The sequence below is a fragment of the Hypericibacter adhaerens genome, assembly GCF_008728835.1.
In the GTDB taxonomy this organism is placed as follows: domain Bacteria; phylum Pseudomonadota; class Alphaproteobacteria; order Dongiales; family Dongiaceae; genus Hypericibacter; species Hypericibacter adhaerens.
On the sequence record NZ_CP042582.1, the window covers coordinates 1969174 to 1983424 of the forward strand.

General features: G+C 67.0%; 12 protein-coding genes. 8 read left to right on the forward strand and 4 right to left on the reverse strand.

The window, feature by feature from the left end:
* Positions 1–8: 8 nt before the first annotated feature.
* The 3 genes from FRZ61_RS08495 to FRZ61_RS08505 all read right to left on the reverse strand — a co-directional run bounded on the left by FRZ61_RS08495 (position 9) and on the right by FRZ61_RS08505 (position 2948).
* Positions 9–1397, reverse strand: coding sequence for a transaminase (locus FRZ61_RS08495; protein WP_151116579.1), 1389 nt, complete (start codon positions 1395–1397; stop codon positions 9–11).
* 31 nt (positions 1398–1428) lie between these two features.
* A complete protein-coding gene (locus FRZ61_RS08500) occupies positions 1429–2025 on the reverse strand; it encodes a HupE/UreJ family protein (protein ID WP_151116581.1) in 597 nt (198 codons plus the stop codon).
* 146 nt (positions 2026–2171) lie between these two features.
* Positions 2172–2948: a FadR/GntR family transcriptional regulator gene (locus FRZ61_RS08505; RefSeq protein ID WP_151116583.1), complete on the reverse strand. Its 777-nt coding sequence runs from the start codon at positions 2946–2948 to the stop codon at positions 2172–2174.
* Between the two features lie 513 nt (positions 2949–3461).
* Here FRZ61_RS08505 and FRZ61_RS08510 point away from each other — a divergent pair.
* The 5 genes from FRZ61_RS08510 to FRZ61_RS08530 are packed head-to-tail and all read left to right on the forward strand — an operon-like array spanning position 3462 to position 8647.
* Positions 3462–4928: a glutamine synthetase family protein gene (locus FRZ61_RS08510; protein ID WP_151116585.1), complete on the forward strand. Its 1467-nt coding sequence runs from the start codon at positions 3462–3464 to the stop codon at positions 4926–4928.
* 59 nt (positions 4929–4987) lie between these two features.
* Positions 4988–5932 (forward strand): class II glutamine amidotransferase domain-containing protein, encoded by a 945-nt coding sequence (locus FRZ61_RS08515; protein WP_151116587.1) that lies wholly within the window; start codon positions 4988–4990, stop codon positions 5930–5932.
* Positions 5933–6769 carry a GltB/FmdC/FwdC-like GXGXG domain-containing protein gene (locus FRZ61_RS08520; RefSeq protein ID WP_151116589.1) on the forward strand — a complete coding sequence of 279 codons (837 nt, stop codon included), beginning with the start codon at positions 5933–5935 and terminating at the stop codon, positions 6767–6769.
* 35 nt (positions 6770–6804) lie between these two features.
* Entirely contained in the window at positions 6805–8187 is a 1383-nt protein-coding gene (locus FRZ61_RS08525; protein WP_191909360.1) for an FMN-binding glutamate synthase family protein, read from the forward strand.
* 13 nt (positions 8188–8200) lie between these two features.
* Complete coding sequence (locus FRZ61_RS08530) at positions 8201–8647, forward strand: hypothetical protein (RefSeq protein WP_225309181.1); 447 nt, start codon at positions 8201–8203, stop codon at positions 8645–8647.
* Positions 8648–8923: 276 nt separating this feature from the next.
* On the opposite strand, the gene FRZ61_RS08535 is transcribed toward FRZ61_RS08530, so the two are convergent.
* A complete protein-coding gene (locus tag FRZ61_RS08535) occupies positions 8924–9532 on the reverse strand; it encodes a hypothetical protein (protein WP_151116591.1) in 609 nt (202 codons plus the stop codon).
* A 236-nt stretch (positions 9533–9768) separates the two neighbouring features.
* Here FRZ61_RS08535 and FRZ61_RS08540 point away from each other — a divergent pair, with 236 nt between their 5' ends.
* Genes FRZ61_RS08540 through FRZ61_RS08550 form a run of 3 tightly spaced genes read left to right on the forward strand, consistent with a single transcriptional unit; the run spans position 9769 to position 14248 of the window.
* Complete coding sequence (locus tag FRZ61_RS08540; RefSeq protein WP_151116593.1) at positions 9769–11010, forward strand: FAD-dependent oxidoreductase; 1242 nt, start codon at positions 9769–9771, stop codon at positions 11008–11010.
* 14 nt (positions 11011–11024) lie between these two features.
* Positions 11025–11333 carry a sarcosine oxidase subunit delta gene (locus FRZ61_RS08545; protein WP_151116595.1) on the forward strand — a complete coding sequence of 103 codons (309 nt, stop codon included), beginning with the start codon at positions 11025–11027 and terminating at the stop codon, positions 11331–11333.
* A complete protein-coding gene (locus FRZ61_RS08550; RefSeq protein ID WP_151116597.1) occupies positions 11330–14248 on the forward strand; it encodes a 2Fe-2S iron-sulfur cluster-binding protein in 2919 nt (972 codons plus the stop codon). The genes FRZ61_RS08545 and FRZ61_RS08550 overlap by 4 nt, the downstream gene beginning before the upstream one ends.
* Positions 14249–14251: the final 3 nt, after the last annotated feature.

The window sequence follows — 14251 nt, forward strand, 5'->3', positions numbered from 1 at the left end:
CGGGCCGCCTAGAGGATGTCGGCGAGGAAGTCGCGCATCCGTTCAAGATAGAACGCGACCTCCGCTTCGGCCATGGCGAAGGAGACCGTGGGGCCGGCGGTCGCGACCGACTCCCACACCTCGCGATTGGCCATCCACAGGCGCAGCAGGCGATAAAGCGCCGGCTGCGCCAGGGCCCGCGCCTCGGCCGCATTGCGGGGCAGGTGATCCGCGAAGGTGAAGCCCGACCGGCTGGTCAGGCGATGCACCTGCCAATCGAGGCTCGCCGCCGCGAACAGCCCCGCAAGCCCGTCGGCCAGCTGTGTCCCCAGCGCCGCGGTCCGGGCGAAGCCCTGGGGCGTCAGCACCTGCGACAGCGCCGCGCGGCAGGCCGCCAGGGAAAGGGCGTTGCCATAGAGCGTCCCGCCGGTGGCGACGCCGCCGACCGATTCCATCGGCGCGCCCGGCATCGAAGGCGGCGTCTTCAACGGCTGCGCCAGCACCTCGCTCAGGCCATAGGCGCCGATCGGCACGCCGCCACCGATGGTCTTGCCCAGGCCGACCGCATCGGCCTCGAGCTGCCACAGCTGCTTCAGCCCGCCGGGGCTGGCGATCTGGGTGTGGGTCTCGTCCAGCGCCAGGAAGGTGCCGTAATGGCCGGTGAGCTCGCGCAGGCCCGCATGGAAGCCTTCATCCGGCAGCACCACGCCGACATTGGTGAGCGCCGGCTCGACGATGCAGAGCGCCACGTCGCGGGGCTTGAGCGCGCGCTCGACCGCATTGAGGTCGTTGAACGGCACCATGCGCGCATGGGCGGCGTGGTCGGGGGTGAGCCCGTGCAGCTCGGGCTTGACCTTGCCGTCGGCCATGATCACGAGGCTGTCCTCGATATGGCCGTGATACTTGCCGTCGAACATCAGGATCTTGTCGCGGCCCGAGGCATGGCGGGCCAGGCGGATGATCTCGGCATTGGCGCCGGAGGCCGACAGCGTGAACTGCCAGTAGGGCAGGTCCCAGCGCTCGGCCAGCGCCTCCGCGCACCAGACCGCATCCTCGGTCGGCAGCATGAACTGGCTGCCGCGGCGCATGCGATCGGCCACGGCGGCCACCACCGCCGGCGGGCCGAAGCCGACATTCATCGACAGGTCGGCCTGGTTCATGTCGAGATAGCGGTGGCCGTCGATGTCGGTGAACCAGGCGCCGTCGCCTTCCGCGGCGAAGATCGGCGCATGGCCGTGCATCGCCGTCATCCAGCCCATCGGCACGCCGCCCGGCATATGCGCGCGGGCACGCTCGAGGAGCGCCCGCGAACGCGGCCGGTCGGCCAGGAAGCGCTGTTCCTCTTGGGCGGTGAGGAAGGCGAGGCGGGCCGGATCGAGAACCGGCCGGCCGCCGCGGGCGGGCGTCGTCAGCGACACCGCCGCCGCCCGCTCATGGCGAGGCGGCCGCTCAGAGCGCGGCCACCATCGCCACGCCGGCGGCCGCGATGCCGCCGCCGATGACGCGCAGGACCGGCTTGGGCGCCAGGCGCCCGACCAGGAGGGCGAGCCCGAGACCGACCGCATGGAGGAACGAGGTGGCCAGCACGAAGCCCAGCGCATAGGCGGCCGGGTTCGCGGCTTCCGGCAGCTCGGTGCCGTGGGCATGGCCGTGGAAGAGGGCGAAGAGCCCGACGATCGCCATGCCGACGACGGTGGGCACGCGCGCGGCGGTCGCGATCAGGAGGCCGAACAGCAGGACCGAGCCCAGGATCCCGGGCTCGACCAGCGGCATCGAGACGCCCGTCACGGCCAGGACGCCGCCGACCACCATGAAGCCCACGAAGGCGCAGGGCACGGCCCAGATCGCGCGGCCGCCGAGCTGGGCTGCCCAGATGCCGACCGCGATCATGGCGAGCAGGTGATCCAGCCCCGAGAGCGGATGCAGGATGCCGGCCTCGAAGCCCGCGCCATGCTCGCCGATCAGATGGGCTTCGGCGACCGGCGCGCCCAGGAGAGCGGCGGCGGCCAGGGTGAAGGCGAGGCTCAGGCGGGAAGCGCGGGTCATGAGGATCGCTCCGGGCAATCAAGGGATTGGAGGAAGGCGCGAGGCGCCCTCCGGCGCGACCCAGACTCTATGGCCAAGGGCTTGCCCGCGACAATAGGGCGGGCGACGGATTCTGCCCCGTCCGCGCCGGGCTGGCTGCCTGTTTTCTAGCCGTCGCTGGCGGCGTTGGCGCCGGCTCCCAGGAGCTGGCGGCGCGCATAGTGGAGATGGTTGGTCACGATCGCGACCGCGCTCTCGACGTCGCGGGCCTGGATCGCCTCCACCAGCGTGCGGTGCTGGCGGTTATATTCGGCGATCCGCTCGGCGGTCAGCACCTTGTCCTTCATCGCGTTCCATTGCGCGTGGGTGCGGACGTCGTTGATCTGGCGGTAGAGCGAGACCATCAGCGGGTTGCGGCTGCATTCGGCGATGCAGAGATGGAACTGCTCGTCGAGCTGTGTGAAGCTTTCGGAATCGACGCTCGCGCGCTCCATCTCGCCCAGCGCCTCGGTGAGGCGGTCGAGCTCGCGCGCCGTCGAATTCAGCACGGCCAGGCGCACCATATGCGGCTCGACCGCGAGGCGCACATCGATCAGCTCGAGCGGGCTGGTGAGCTCGGCCACGTCGTCCTGCGGCGAGCGCGGCTGGTAGTTGACGAAGGTGCCGCTGCCGACGCGGCGCGTGACCAGCCGGTCGGTTTCGAGCTGGTTGAGCGCGCTGCGCACCGTCGTGCGCGAGGCGCCGAAGATCTCCGCGAGTTGGCGCTCCGCCGGCAGCTTCTCGCCATGGCGCAGGCTGCCCTCGGTGATGGCCTGGCGGAGTTGCTGCATGATCCAGGCCGAGCCGCGCATCGGGTCGGCAATGGCGCGCGGTTCGTTGCGGGGCAGCAGGAACGGCGGCGCGTCGTTGCGCTCCTTCAGTGGCCGACCACCAATGCGGGCCATTTCTGTGCCTTTGGAAAAAGTGGTTTGAAACCGGCTGCGCTTATGTTTCACTAACTGGGCCTTCCGATCAAGTCCGGCGAGGCGCGGTGCGGACCGGCTTTCGTTTCCGGACGCCCGCTGCCGCCGGATGCCGGCCGGATCGGCGCAACGGTCTCAAGCGCAGCCGACGTTTCTCGACATCATGCCCGCTTCGTCAACCACGACCGACAGGATCTCGTCGCCGCGCCGGCACCGGCGTGGAGCGGCCTGTGTCGCGATGGGAGCACAGGGCGCGTCCTGCGGCGGCGACTCATGGCATCTCGGTTTCGACCGTCCGGCAAGGCAGGTGAGCGGTATCGAATTGGTTTGATTGGGCGGGATTGTCCGGGCCGACCGGCAAAAGGCGGCCCGAAAGCGCAACCGGTTCAGTCTTTTTCACGCTTGGGCGCGGCGGGGCGGTCGAGGAAACTGGCGCCCGGCTCCGTCCTGGAGACCTGGACAACGATAAACGACCGTAGGGGAGACAACGCAGCCATGACCGACTTGGAAGCCCATGTTTCGCAGAAAGGGCGCAAGGAGCTCGTCAAGCAGGTACGCGCCAAGATCAACGAGCTTGGCATCCAGTACATCTACTATCAGTTCGTGTCGGTGACCGGCCGCATCGTCGGCAAGGGCGTCCCGGCGGATCACTGGGAGAGCGTCGCCGAGCGCGGCTTCCAGCTGGTCTATGGCTCGACCGCCAATCTCTTCGTCGATCGCCACAAGAACTATATCGGCTATGGCCCCGAGGCCTCGGAGCTGGTCGGCATCCCCGATCCCGAGACCTTCGTGCAGCTGCCCTGGGACAAGCGCGTCGCGCGCGTCTTCTGCACCTGCTTCCGCAATCGCGAGGAGAAGGTCAATCCGGGCGGCCACCTGACCTCGGACTGCCGCGGCAATCTCCGCATCATCCACGAGGAGTTCAAGAAGAAGCACAAGGGCCTCCACATGCGTCACGGCTGCGAGCCGGAGATGATGTGGCTGAAGAAGGGCGCCGACGGTCTGCCGGATGGCGGCTTCTCCAAGCCCAACTGCTATCACATCGACCAGTTCGAGAGCCTGCGTCCGGTCTTCATGCGCGTGATCGAGTATTGCCGCGCCATGGGCCTCGACATGATCCAGGGCGACCATGAGGACGCGCCGGGACAGCTCGAGCTCAACTTCATGTTCGACGACTGCCTGCGCACCGCCGACCGCCTGACGACCTACCGCCAGATCTGCGCGCAGGTCGCCCGCGAGTTCAACCTGATCGCCTGCTTCATGTCGAAGCCCTTCATGGGCGTCTCGGCCTCGGGCTGCCACCACAACATCTCGCTCTGGCGCGGCGGCGAAGGGAAGCTCAACAAGCTCGGCAACGACAACCTGCCGGGCCTCGAGGACAACTACACCTATCTCAAGGGCGGCGAGAACACCTTCATGCCGCTCAAGGGCGAGGCGAAGCCGGGCCCGATCGGGCTCAACTGCATCGGCGGCATCATCAAGCATGTGGGGGCGCTGACCTCGATCGGCTCCTCCACGGTCAATTCCTACCGCCGCCTGTGGGACACGGGCTTCTGGGCGCCGGTCTATGCCGACTGGGGCTACCAGAACCGTACCTGCGCGCTGCGCATCTCCGCACCGGGCCGCTTCGAATACCGCTCGGTGGATTCGACCGTGAACCCGTACCTCATGGCCGCCGGCATCCTGATGGCCTTCGACGACGGCATCGTCTCGAAGCTCGATCCGGGCGAGCCCGAGGAGCGCAACATCTATGCGGCGATGGCGGCCGGCAAGAAGGTCAAGAAGCTGCCGATGTCGCTGGGCACGGCGCTCGACGAGCTGGAGAAGGACGAGGTCATCAAGAAGGCGATGCCCGACGAGATGTACAAGGTCTTCACCCACTACAAGCGCGACGAGTGGGAGAAGTTCATGTCCACCGTCACCAACTGGGACCTGCAGCAATACTGGGACTATCTGCCGTAAGCCTCCTCGATGGATCCCCGAGGAACGCCGGAAGCGGCACAGGAGAAAGAGAGAGCGAGATGTGCGGAATTGCTGGACTGATCCATAGAGGCGGCAAGACCGGCGATATCGGCACCGAGATGACGGCGATGTTGCAGTCGCTGAAGCACCGCGGGCCGGATTCGACGGGCTACGCCCTCTATGGCAAGCCGCTGAAGGGCAACGAGCTGATGTTGCGCTTCAAGGTGGCCGAGCAGGACGAGATGTCGAAGGGCTTCAAGATCCACGAGCAGGTCAAGGAGCGCCGGAACGAGGTCGACCGGCGCATCAAGGAGCTGGGCGGACGGATCGAGGAAGCGCACGACGCCACCGAATACGCCTTCCGCTACAAGATCGACTTTGCCGGCGACCGGCGGAAGCTCGCGGACTATATCGAGGACGTGGAGGGGGCGGAGATCCTCTCCATGGGCCACGGGCTGGAGCTGGTGAAGGATCTCGGCGACGCCGCGCGCGTCGCCGAGCAATATGCCCTCAAGGGCTTCACCGGGACCCACGCGCTGGGCCACACCCGCATGGCGACCGAATCCGACGTCGACATCCGGTCGGCCCATCCCTACTGGGCCTATCCCTTCGCCGACGTCTCGGTCGTCCATAACGGCCAGCTCACGAACTACTGGAACGGACGGCGCGCGCTCGAGCGGCGCGGCCACCGCTTCATGTCGAACTGCGATTCCGAGCTGATCGCCGTCTATCTCGCCGACAAGATGCAGCAGGGCGCGGATCTCAAGGACGCGATGACGGACTCCATCGACGAGCTCGACGGCGTCTTCACCTACCTGGTCGCGACCTCGGACGCGCTCGGCATGGCCAAGGACGTGATGGCGGCCAAGCCGATGGTGCTCTACGAAAGCGACAAGTTCATCGCGCTGGCCTCCGAAGAGGTCGCGATCCGCAGCGTGTTCCCCCACGAAATCGACACCTTCGACCCCTATGAGGGCGAGGTGCGCGTCTGGAAGAGCGCATAAATGGCCCTCAGAACCAAAGCCCACGACATGGGGATGCACACGGAGCAGCTCTCCGGGCGCACCCAGCAACGCTTCTTCACGCCGTCCGAAGAGGAGAACTTCACCTATCCGGAGGCCTTCGACGTCGATTTCAACAAGCGGGCCGAGCTCGATTGCGGGCCGCTTTCGCCGCGCGACGTCAACCTCAAGATCCGCGACCTGATGAGCAAGGGCTACGGCACCATCGTGCTGAAGAACCCCGGCGCCAAGCATTCGATCGCGGTCGGCATCCTCAACAAGCTGAACCTCCATATCGAGGGCAGCCTGGGCTATTTCGGCTGCGGCCTGATCGACGGGCCAAACATCCGCATCAAGGGCCGCGTCGGCTGGTCCTGCGCGGAGAACATGCTGGCCGGCACCATCATCATCGAGAAGAATGCGGGCTCGACCTTCGGGGCGGCCTTGCGCGGCGGCGACCTCGTCTGCATGGGCGATGTCGGCGCGCGCATGGGTATCGACATGAAGGGCGGCACCATCATCGTGGGCGGGCGCTGCGGCGCCTTCTGCGGCTTCATGATGCAGCGCGGCCGCATGGTCATCCTCGGCGACGCCGGCAAGAACCTCGGCGATTCCATGTATGACGGGACCATCTATGTGGGCGGCAAGATCGAGGGGCTGGGCGTGGATGCCGTGCCGGGCGAGATGAACGATCTCGACGTCAGCTGGCTCACGCGCAAGCTCAAGATGTACGGGCTCGAGACGCCCAAGGGCGTCAAGAACATGCAGAAGATCGTGGCCGGCAAGCAGCTCTGGAACTACGACAATCTGGAGCCCACCGAGAAGAAGCTCATCCTCTAGGCCCCGCGACGGAACGCACGAGAAGGAATTCGCCCATGGCGAGAGAACGCAAGAAAGCACCCGCTGCGGCCCCGGCCAAGAAGCCGTCGTCGCGCAACAAGAGCCTCCTGGGACGGAGCTTCATCTTCCCGCCCACGGTCATCGACGATATCCACATCAAGTCCGAGCTCGGCCGCTATCGCATGCGCGGCTTCTCGCTCTTCAAGAAGATCCCGACCTGGGACGACCTGACCTTCCTGCCGGGCACGCTGACCCGCTTCGTCATCGAAGGCTACCGCGAGAAGTGCCTGACCCAGACGGTCATCGGGCCCAAGGCCAAGCGGCCGCTGGTGCTCGACATCCCGATCTACATCACGGGCATGAGCTTCGGCGCGCTTTCCTTCGAGGCCAAGATCGCGCTCGCCCGCGGCGCCACCATGGCCGGCACCGCGACCTGCTCGGGCGAAGGCGGCATGATCCCCGACGAGCGCCGCTATTCCTCGAAGTGGTTCTATCAGAACATCCAGTCGCGCTACGGCTTCAACCCGCATCACTTGCGCCTCGCCGACGCCTGCGAGTTCTTCATCGGCCAGGGCTGCAAGGTCGGCCTCGGCGGCCATCTGATGGGCCAGAAGGTGACGGACCAGGTGGCGGAGATGCGCTCGCTGCCGGCCGGCATCGACCAGCGCTCGCCGGCGCGCCATCCCGACTGGCTGGGGCCCGACGATCTGGCGCTCAAGATCCAGGAGATCCGCGAGGCCACCAACGGCGAGATCCCGATCCAGCTCAAGCTGGGTGCGGCGCGCGTCTATGACGACGTCCGCATGGCGGCCAAGACCGGCCCGGATTCGATCTATATCGACGGCATGGAAGGCGGCACCGGCGCCGGTCCGCATATCGCGACCGAAGAAACCGGCGTGCCTGGCATCGCCGCGATCCGCCAGGCCCGCAAGGCGCTGGACGATGTGGGCAAGACCGGCGAGATCAGCCTGGTCTATGCCGGCGGCATCCGCAATGGCGGCGACGTGGCCAAGGCGCTGGCGCTCGGCGCCGACGCCGTTGCGATCGGCCATTCGGCGCTGATGGCACTCAACTGCAACAAGGACATCCCCGAAGCCGATTTCGAGAAGGAGATCGGCGTCGAGGCGGGTTATTGCTACCACTGCCATACCGGCCGCTGCCCGGTCGGCGTGGCGACGCAGGACCCGGCCTTGCGCAAGCGCCTCGACCCCGACGAGGCGGCCGAGCGCGTCTACAACTTCCTGCACTGCCTCGCCATCGAGTGCCAGATGATGGCGCGCGCCTGCGGCAAGACCAACGTGCACAGCCTCGAGCCGGAAGACCTGGCGGCCCTGACCATGGAAGCCTCGGCGCTCGCCATGGTGCCGCTGGCCGGCTCGCAGCACACGGTCGGCCGGCCCGACATGACCCGGTACTGAGGAGAGCCTCGCTATGGCAAAGGCAACGAAGAAGCCGGTGATGAAGGTCGTGAAGGGCGCGAAGGCCGCAAGCCCCAAGAAGGAGGACGTCGACAAATACCTCAAGGGGAAGGGGCTCGATTCCAGCCGCGAGAAGGAGATCGGCCAGCACATCGGCTATCGCTACGACGTCAATCTCGTGCCGGACTACTCGCGGCTCACGCCCTTCCTCAAGAGATACATGGAGGTGATGGGCTGGGACGACCTCAACTGGCTCGAGGACGTCCATATGGGCTACGAGGAGGGCCGGGCCGCGGTGTTCGACCGCAACGTCAATGGCTGGGTCACGATCCCGGCCGGCATGAAGCTCCCCGACAACCAGCAGGATCGCGACATGATCGCGCGCGAGCTGCTGATCAAGTTCCAGATGTCCCGCAAGCACCCGATGGTCGACCTCAACAAGGCCTACCGGAAGTTCTGAGCGGATTCTCGAGGAAACGAGCCATGAGAAAGGGCCGGACTCACCAGGGTCCGGCCCTTGCTTTTATCGGCCCACCTCCAGCCCCTGCCTCTCATCGTTATCCCCGCGAAAGCGGGGATCCACGTCAATGCCTGGTGTCCTGGATCGGGATGGATTCCCGCTCGAGTTTACGCTTGGGCCGGCCTGCGGCCGGACCTGGGCGCGGGGATGACGTGGAATGAACCGGGCCAGCGTCTGTGTGAGAGGGGCGGCGGAGTGCCGTTTCTGCGGAGCGCATCACTCCCCGTCCGGGTCGACGTCGAAATCGGCGGAATGGGTCCAGTCCGGCGTAAAGGAGAGCACGCGCACCCCGGCCGGCATGTTGGCGTTGAAGAGGCGGTTGTGCCAGTAGGTGGCCTGGTAATGGGCGTCGGTCTCGGCCAGCTCGAGCACCGAGCAGGGGATCCGGTAGCCGCGGGCATATTCGACGAATTCGAGCTCGCAGCGCCCCTGCAGCAGCAGCCGGTCGACCAGCGCCGAGCCGGGGCCGAACAGGCCGGTCATGACGTCGGTGAAGTCGCGCGGCCGCTGGTAGTACCAGGCCGACAGGATCTCGAGCGCCTTGTCGTAGCGCTCCACGGGGTCTTGCGTCTTCTGCACCTGGAAGCGGAACTCCTGGGTGCTTTCCGCCGGATCCTCGCGCATCAGGAGGAGAGTGACGGCCGGCGCCAGCTCGGCGCCGTCGAGCGTGCTCACGCGCGGCCGCATGCCGCTCGAGGGCCGGCCCAGCCCCTCGCGCACCGAGAGCTGGCGCAGGCGGCATTGCCAGCCGATGAACTCGTCGCGCAGGGCCTGCGCGGTCGGTTCCATCAGGACGATGTTCTTGCGCCGGTCGCCGGCCTTCATGGTCGATCCCTGTTCCTGTCTGCCGGCGGGAGTCTGGGACGATCCCGGCGCCCGCGCAAGCGCCGGCCGGCGTTGCTCGCATACCAGCCCTCCGGTCGACCCGGTCGGATTTGCGGCAGATTTCGCCGGCTTTCCGCCGATCTTCGGAGTGATGTTTCTTGTCCGCCAGGAAACCGGCGGCTAGCCTGCCGGCCGGATTCGATCCGCGTTCCTGCCTCTCAAAGACGGGGTTCCCGATGCCCTTCGGGCTGCTGAAATACGGCCTGCGCAAGACCTATCCGGCCGAGCGCCATTTCCCGCTCGCCCGGGACCTGAAGCCCAGCTACGACGTGGTGATCATCGGCGGCGGCGGCCATGCGCTCGCCACCGCCTATTACCTGTCGCGCGACTACGGGATCACCGATGTGGCGATCCTGGAGAAGGGCTATCTCGCCGGCGGCAACACCGCGCGCAACACCGCGATCATCCGCTCGAACTATCTGACGCCCGAGGGTGTGAAGTTCTACGACACCTCGGTCAAGCTCTATCAGGAGCTGAGCCAGGATCTCGACTACAACATCCTCTATTCCGAGCGCGGCCATTTCACGCTGGCCCATACCGACGCCGCGATCCGCACCAGCCGCTGGCGCGCCGAGGTCAACAAGCATCTGGGCGTCAATTCCGAGCTGATCGGGCCGGAGGAGATCCACCGGATCTGTCCCGTGCTCAACATGTCGGAGGATGTGCGCTATCCGATCCTGGGCGCGCTCTATCACCCGCCGGGTTCGATCGCGCGCCATGACGCGGTCGCCTGGGGCTATGGACGAGGGGCTGCCCGGCGCGGCGTCGAGATCCACCAGCTCACCGAGGTGACCGAAATCCTGCAGGAGGGCGGCAAGGTCAAGGGCGTGGTCACCAACCGCGGCACGGTCTATGCGAACAAGGTGCTGCAGGCGACCGCCGGCTCGAGCTCGCTGGTGGCCAAGATGGCGGGCTTCCGGCTGCCGATCCGCACCATCCCGCTGCAGGCCTGCGTCTCGCTGCCGGTGAAGCCCTTCCTCGACCAGATCATCGTGTCGGGCTCGCTCCACGTCTATATCTCGCAATCCTCGCGCGGCGAGCTCGTGATGGGCGGATCGACCGATCCCTATGGCGTCTACTCGACGCGCTCGACGCTCGATTTCAAGGAAGGCCTGCTCGGCCACATGCTCGAGCTGCTGCCGTTCCTGGGCGAGATGAAGCTCAACCGGCAATGGGCCGGCATGGCCGACATGACGCCCGATTTCAGCCCGGTCATGGGGCTGACGCCGCTCGAGAACTACTACATCGATTCCGGCTGGGGCACCTGGGGCTTCAAGGCGACGCCGGTCTGCGGCCTCACCATGTCCTACACCGTCGCCAACAACAAGCCGCACGAGCTGATCGAGCCTTTCCGCCTGTCTCGCTTCGAGGAGATGAAGCAGGTGGGCGAGAAGGGCGCGGCCTCGGTCGGCCACTGAGCGGGGAACGCGCCATGAAGATCATGAACTGCCCGCTCAACGGCCCGCGCAACATCTCGGAGTTCATCTGGGGCGGCGAGGTCAAGCCGATGCCGGATCCTGCGCGCGTCAGCGACCGCGAATGGGCCGAGTATGTGCATATCGAGAACAACACGGCCGGCGTGGTGCGCGAATGGTGGTGCCATGTCCCGACCTCCTTCTGGTTCATCGCCGAGCGCAACACGGTGACGGACGAGATCCTGCGCACCTATCCCGCGGGCGAGGTTTTCAAGTCCCGCGTCGAGTTCACGGCGGCGCCGAAGGCCAACGAGGAAAAGAAATGAGCGACGGCGTCAACCGTCTGCCGGCGCCGGCCGGCTCGCTGATCGACCGGGGCCAGCCGGTCGATTTCACCTTCGAAGGCCGCGCCTTCCAGGGCTTCGTCGGCGACACGATCGCGAGCGCGCTGGCGGCCAACGACGAATGGCTGATCTCGCGCTCGTTCAAATATCACCGGCCGCGCGGCATCCTGACGATGGCGGGCCAGGACGCGAACACGCTGGTCCAGATCGGGCCCGAGCCCAATGTGCTGGCCGACATGCGCGCCATCACGCCGGGTCTGGCGGTGATGGGCCAGAACTACAAGGGCAGCCTGGAGCAGGACCGGCTCTCCTTCATGGAGAAGATCGGCCGCTTCCTCCCCGTGGGCTTCTACTACAAGGCTTTCTACAAGCCGAAATGGACCTGGCCGCATTGGGAGAAGGTGATCCGCGAGATCGCGGGCCTCGGCAAGGTCGATGTCCATGCCCATCACGACTATTACGACAAGGAATATCTCTTCGCCGACGTGGCCGTGATCGGCGGCGGCCCGGCCGGCATGGCGGCCGCCTGCGAGGCGGCCAGGAGCGGCCTCGAGGTGATCCTGATCGAGGAGAATCCGCGCCTCGGCGGCTCGCTCGGCTATGCCCGGCTCGATGCGGCGGGCGAGCAGGGCGCGCGATTGGCCCGCGAGCTCGCGGCCGAAGTCGCGGCCGCGCAGAACATCCGCGTGCTGTCCGACGCCACCTGCAACGGCTTCTTCTCCGACAACTGGCTGGCCGTGATCCGGGGCAACCGGCTCTTCAAGCTGCGCGCCAGGGCGGTCGTGGTCGCGACCGGCTCGCTCGACCAGCCGGCCGTGTTCCGCAACAACGACCTGCCCGGCGTCATGCAGGGCTCGGCCGCGCAGCGGCTGATCAAGCTCTACGGCGTCAGGCCCGGCCGCCGCGCGGTGGTGCTGACCGCCAATGCGGACGGCTATGGCGTGGCGCTCGATCTGGGCGATGCCGACGTCGAGGTCGCCGCCGTGGTCGATCTCAGGCCGGCGACCGACGCTTCCGACTTGGCCCAGGCCGTCCGCGCGCGCGGCGTCACGGTCCTGCAGGGCCAGGGCGTGGCCGAGACCCTTTATGGCGTCGGCAAGCGCCATATCACGGGCGCCCTCGTCGGCGAGGTGACGGGCGAGGGCGAGCTCTCGCCGGCGCTGGCGACGATCCCTTGCGACCTGCTCTGCATGTCGGTCGGCTACAGCCCCACGGGCCAGCTTCTCCATCATGTCGGCGCCCGGTTCGCCTATGACCGGGCGAGCCACATGTTCGCGCCGAGCGCCCTGCCGGCCCATGTCTTCGCCGCGGGATCGGTCAATGGCAGCTATGCGATCGACGCCGTCATCGCCGAAGGAAGGCGCGCCGGCTGGGCTGCCGCCAAGGATGCCGGCGGCGCAGCGGGCGCCGAGCCCGCGGCACCCGGCGAGCGCGGCGCCGTCGGCGTCACCCATCCCTGGCCGATCTTCCCGAGCAGGAAGGGCAAGGATTTCGTCGATTTCGACGAGGACCTCCAGTTCAAGGATCTCGTCAACGGCATCGCCGACGGCTACGACCATGTCGAGCTCCTGAAGCGCTACAGCACCGTCGGCATGGGGCCGTCGCAGGGCCGCCATTCGGCGGTCGCGACCGTGCGCGTCGACGCCAAGGTGACGGGCCGTGACATCGCCACCATGTCGGTGACGACGCAGCGCCCGCCCTACCGGCCGGAGAAGTTCGGCGTGCTGGCGGGCCGCGTGTTCGAGCCCGAGCGCCACACCGCGATGCACCAGCGCCACCTGGAGCTGGGCGCCCGTATGATGCCGGCGGGCCTCTGGTACCGCCCGGCCTTCTATGGCAAGAAGGAGGAGCGCGAGCAGGCGATCCGCGAGGAGGTCCGCAATGTCCGCAACAATGTCGGGCTGATCGACGTCTCGACGCTGGGCGGGCTCGATGTGCGCGGTCCCGATGCGGCCGAGTTCCTGAACCGCCTCTACACCTTCGCCTATGCCAAGCAGCCGGTCGGCCGCTCGCGTTATGTGCTCATGACCGACCAGTCGGGCGCCATCATCGATGACGGCGTCGCCTGCCGCTTCGGCGAGGAGCATTTCTACGTCACGGCCACCACCAGCGGCGTCGACGGCGTCTATCGCCTGATGCTGTTCTGGAACGCGCAGTGGCGCCTCGATGTCGATGTGGCGAACGTCACCGCCGCCTATGCCGGCGTCAATCTGGCGGGACCCAAGTCCCGCGAGGTGCTGCAGACGCTCTGCCCGGATGTCGATCTCTCGGCGGCGGCCTTCCCCTATATGGGGGTGCGGATGGGCAGCGTCGCCGGCATCCCGGCCCGGCTGATGCGGGTGGGATTCGTCGGCGAGCTGGGCTACGAGATCCACGTGCCGGCCTCGATGGGCGAGGCCCTGTGGGACCGGCTCATGGAGGCGGGGCGCCCCTTCGGCATCCGCCCCTTCGGCGTCGAGGCGCAGCGCGTGTTGCGCCTGGAGAAAGGCCATATCATCATCGGCCAGGACACGGACGGGCTGACGCATCCCTACGAAGCCGACATGGCCTGGGCGATCTCGAAGAACAAACCTTATTTCATGGGCGGACGGTCGATCGACATCCAGAACCGCGCGGGCCTCACCCGCAAGCTGGTGGGCTTCACGCTCGACGATCCCAATGCACCGGTGCCGGAGGAATGCCATCTGGTGGTGCGGGGGCCGGAGATCCTGGGACGCGTGACCTCGGCCGTGATCTCGCCCTCGCTGGGCAAGGTGGTGGGGCTCGCCTATGTGGCGCCCGACCAGGCCGAGCCCGGCAAGAGCTTCGACATCAAGGTCGACGGCGGCCGGATCATCCAGGGGCGGGTGGTGCCGATCCCGTTCTTCGATCCCGAGAACAAGCGGCAGGAGATGTAAGCC

Bases quoted from the DNA above. Each gene is read 5' to 3' on its own strand.
- FRZ61_RS08505 (WP_151116583.1), bottom strand. From the start codon at position 2,948: ATGGCCCGCATTGGTGGTCGGCCACTGAAGGAGCGCAACGACGCGCCG.
- FRZ61_RS08510 (WP_151116585.1), top strand. From the start codon at position 3,462: ATGACCGACTTGGAAGCCCATGTTTCGCAGAAAGGGCGCAAGGAGCTC.
- FRZ61_RS08535 (WP_151116591.1), bottom strand. From the start codon at position 9,532: ATGAAGGCCGGCGACCGGCGCAAGAACATCGTCCTGATGGAACCGACC.
- FRZ61_RS08550 (WP_151116597.1), top strand. From the start codon at position 11,330: ATGAGCGACGGCGTCAACCGTCTGCCGGCGCCGGCCGGCTCGCTGATC.
- FRZ61_RS08540 (WP_151116593.1), top strand. From the start codon at position 9,769: ATGCCCTTCGGGCTGCTGAAATACGGCCTGCGCAAGACCTATCCGGCC.
- FRZ61_RS08520 (WP_151116589.1), top strand. From the start codon at position 5,933: ATGGCCCTCAGAACCAAAGCCCACGACATGGGGATGCACACGGAGCAG.
- FRZ61_RS08525 (WP_191909360.1), top strand. From the start codon at position 6,805: ATGGCGAGAGAACGCAAGAAAGCACCCGCTGCGGCCCCGGCCAAGAAG.
- FRZ61_RS08515 (WP_151116587.1), top strand. From the start codon at position 4,988: ATGTGCGGAATTGCTGGACTGATCCATAGAGGCGGCAAGACCGGCGAT.
- FRZ61_RS08500 (WP_151116581.1), bottom strand. From the start codon at position 2,025: ATGACCCGCGCTTCCCGCCTGAGCCTCGCCTTCACCCTGGCCGCCGCC.
- FRZ61_RS08545 (WP_151116595.1), top strand. From the start codon at position 11,025: ATGAAGATCATGAACTGCCCGCTCAACGGCCCGCGCAACATCTCGGAG.
- FRZ61_RS08530 (WP_225309181.1), top strand. From the start codon at position 8,201: ATGGCAAAGGCAACGAAGAAGCCGGTGATGAAGGTCGTGAAGGGCGCG.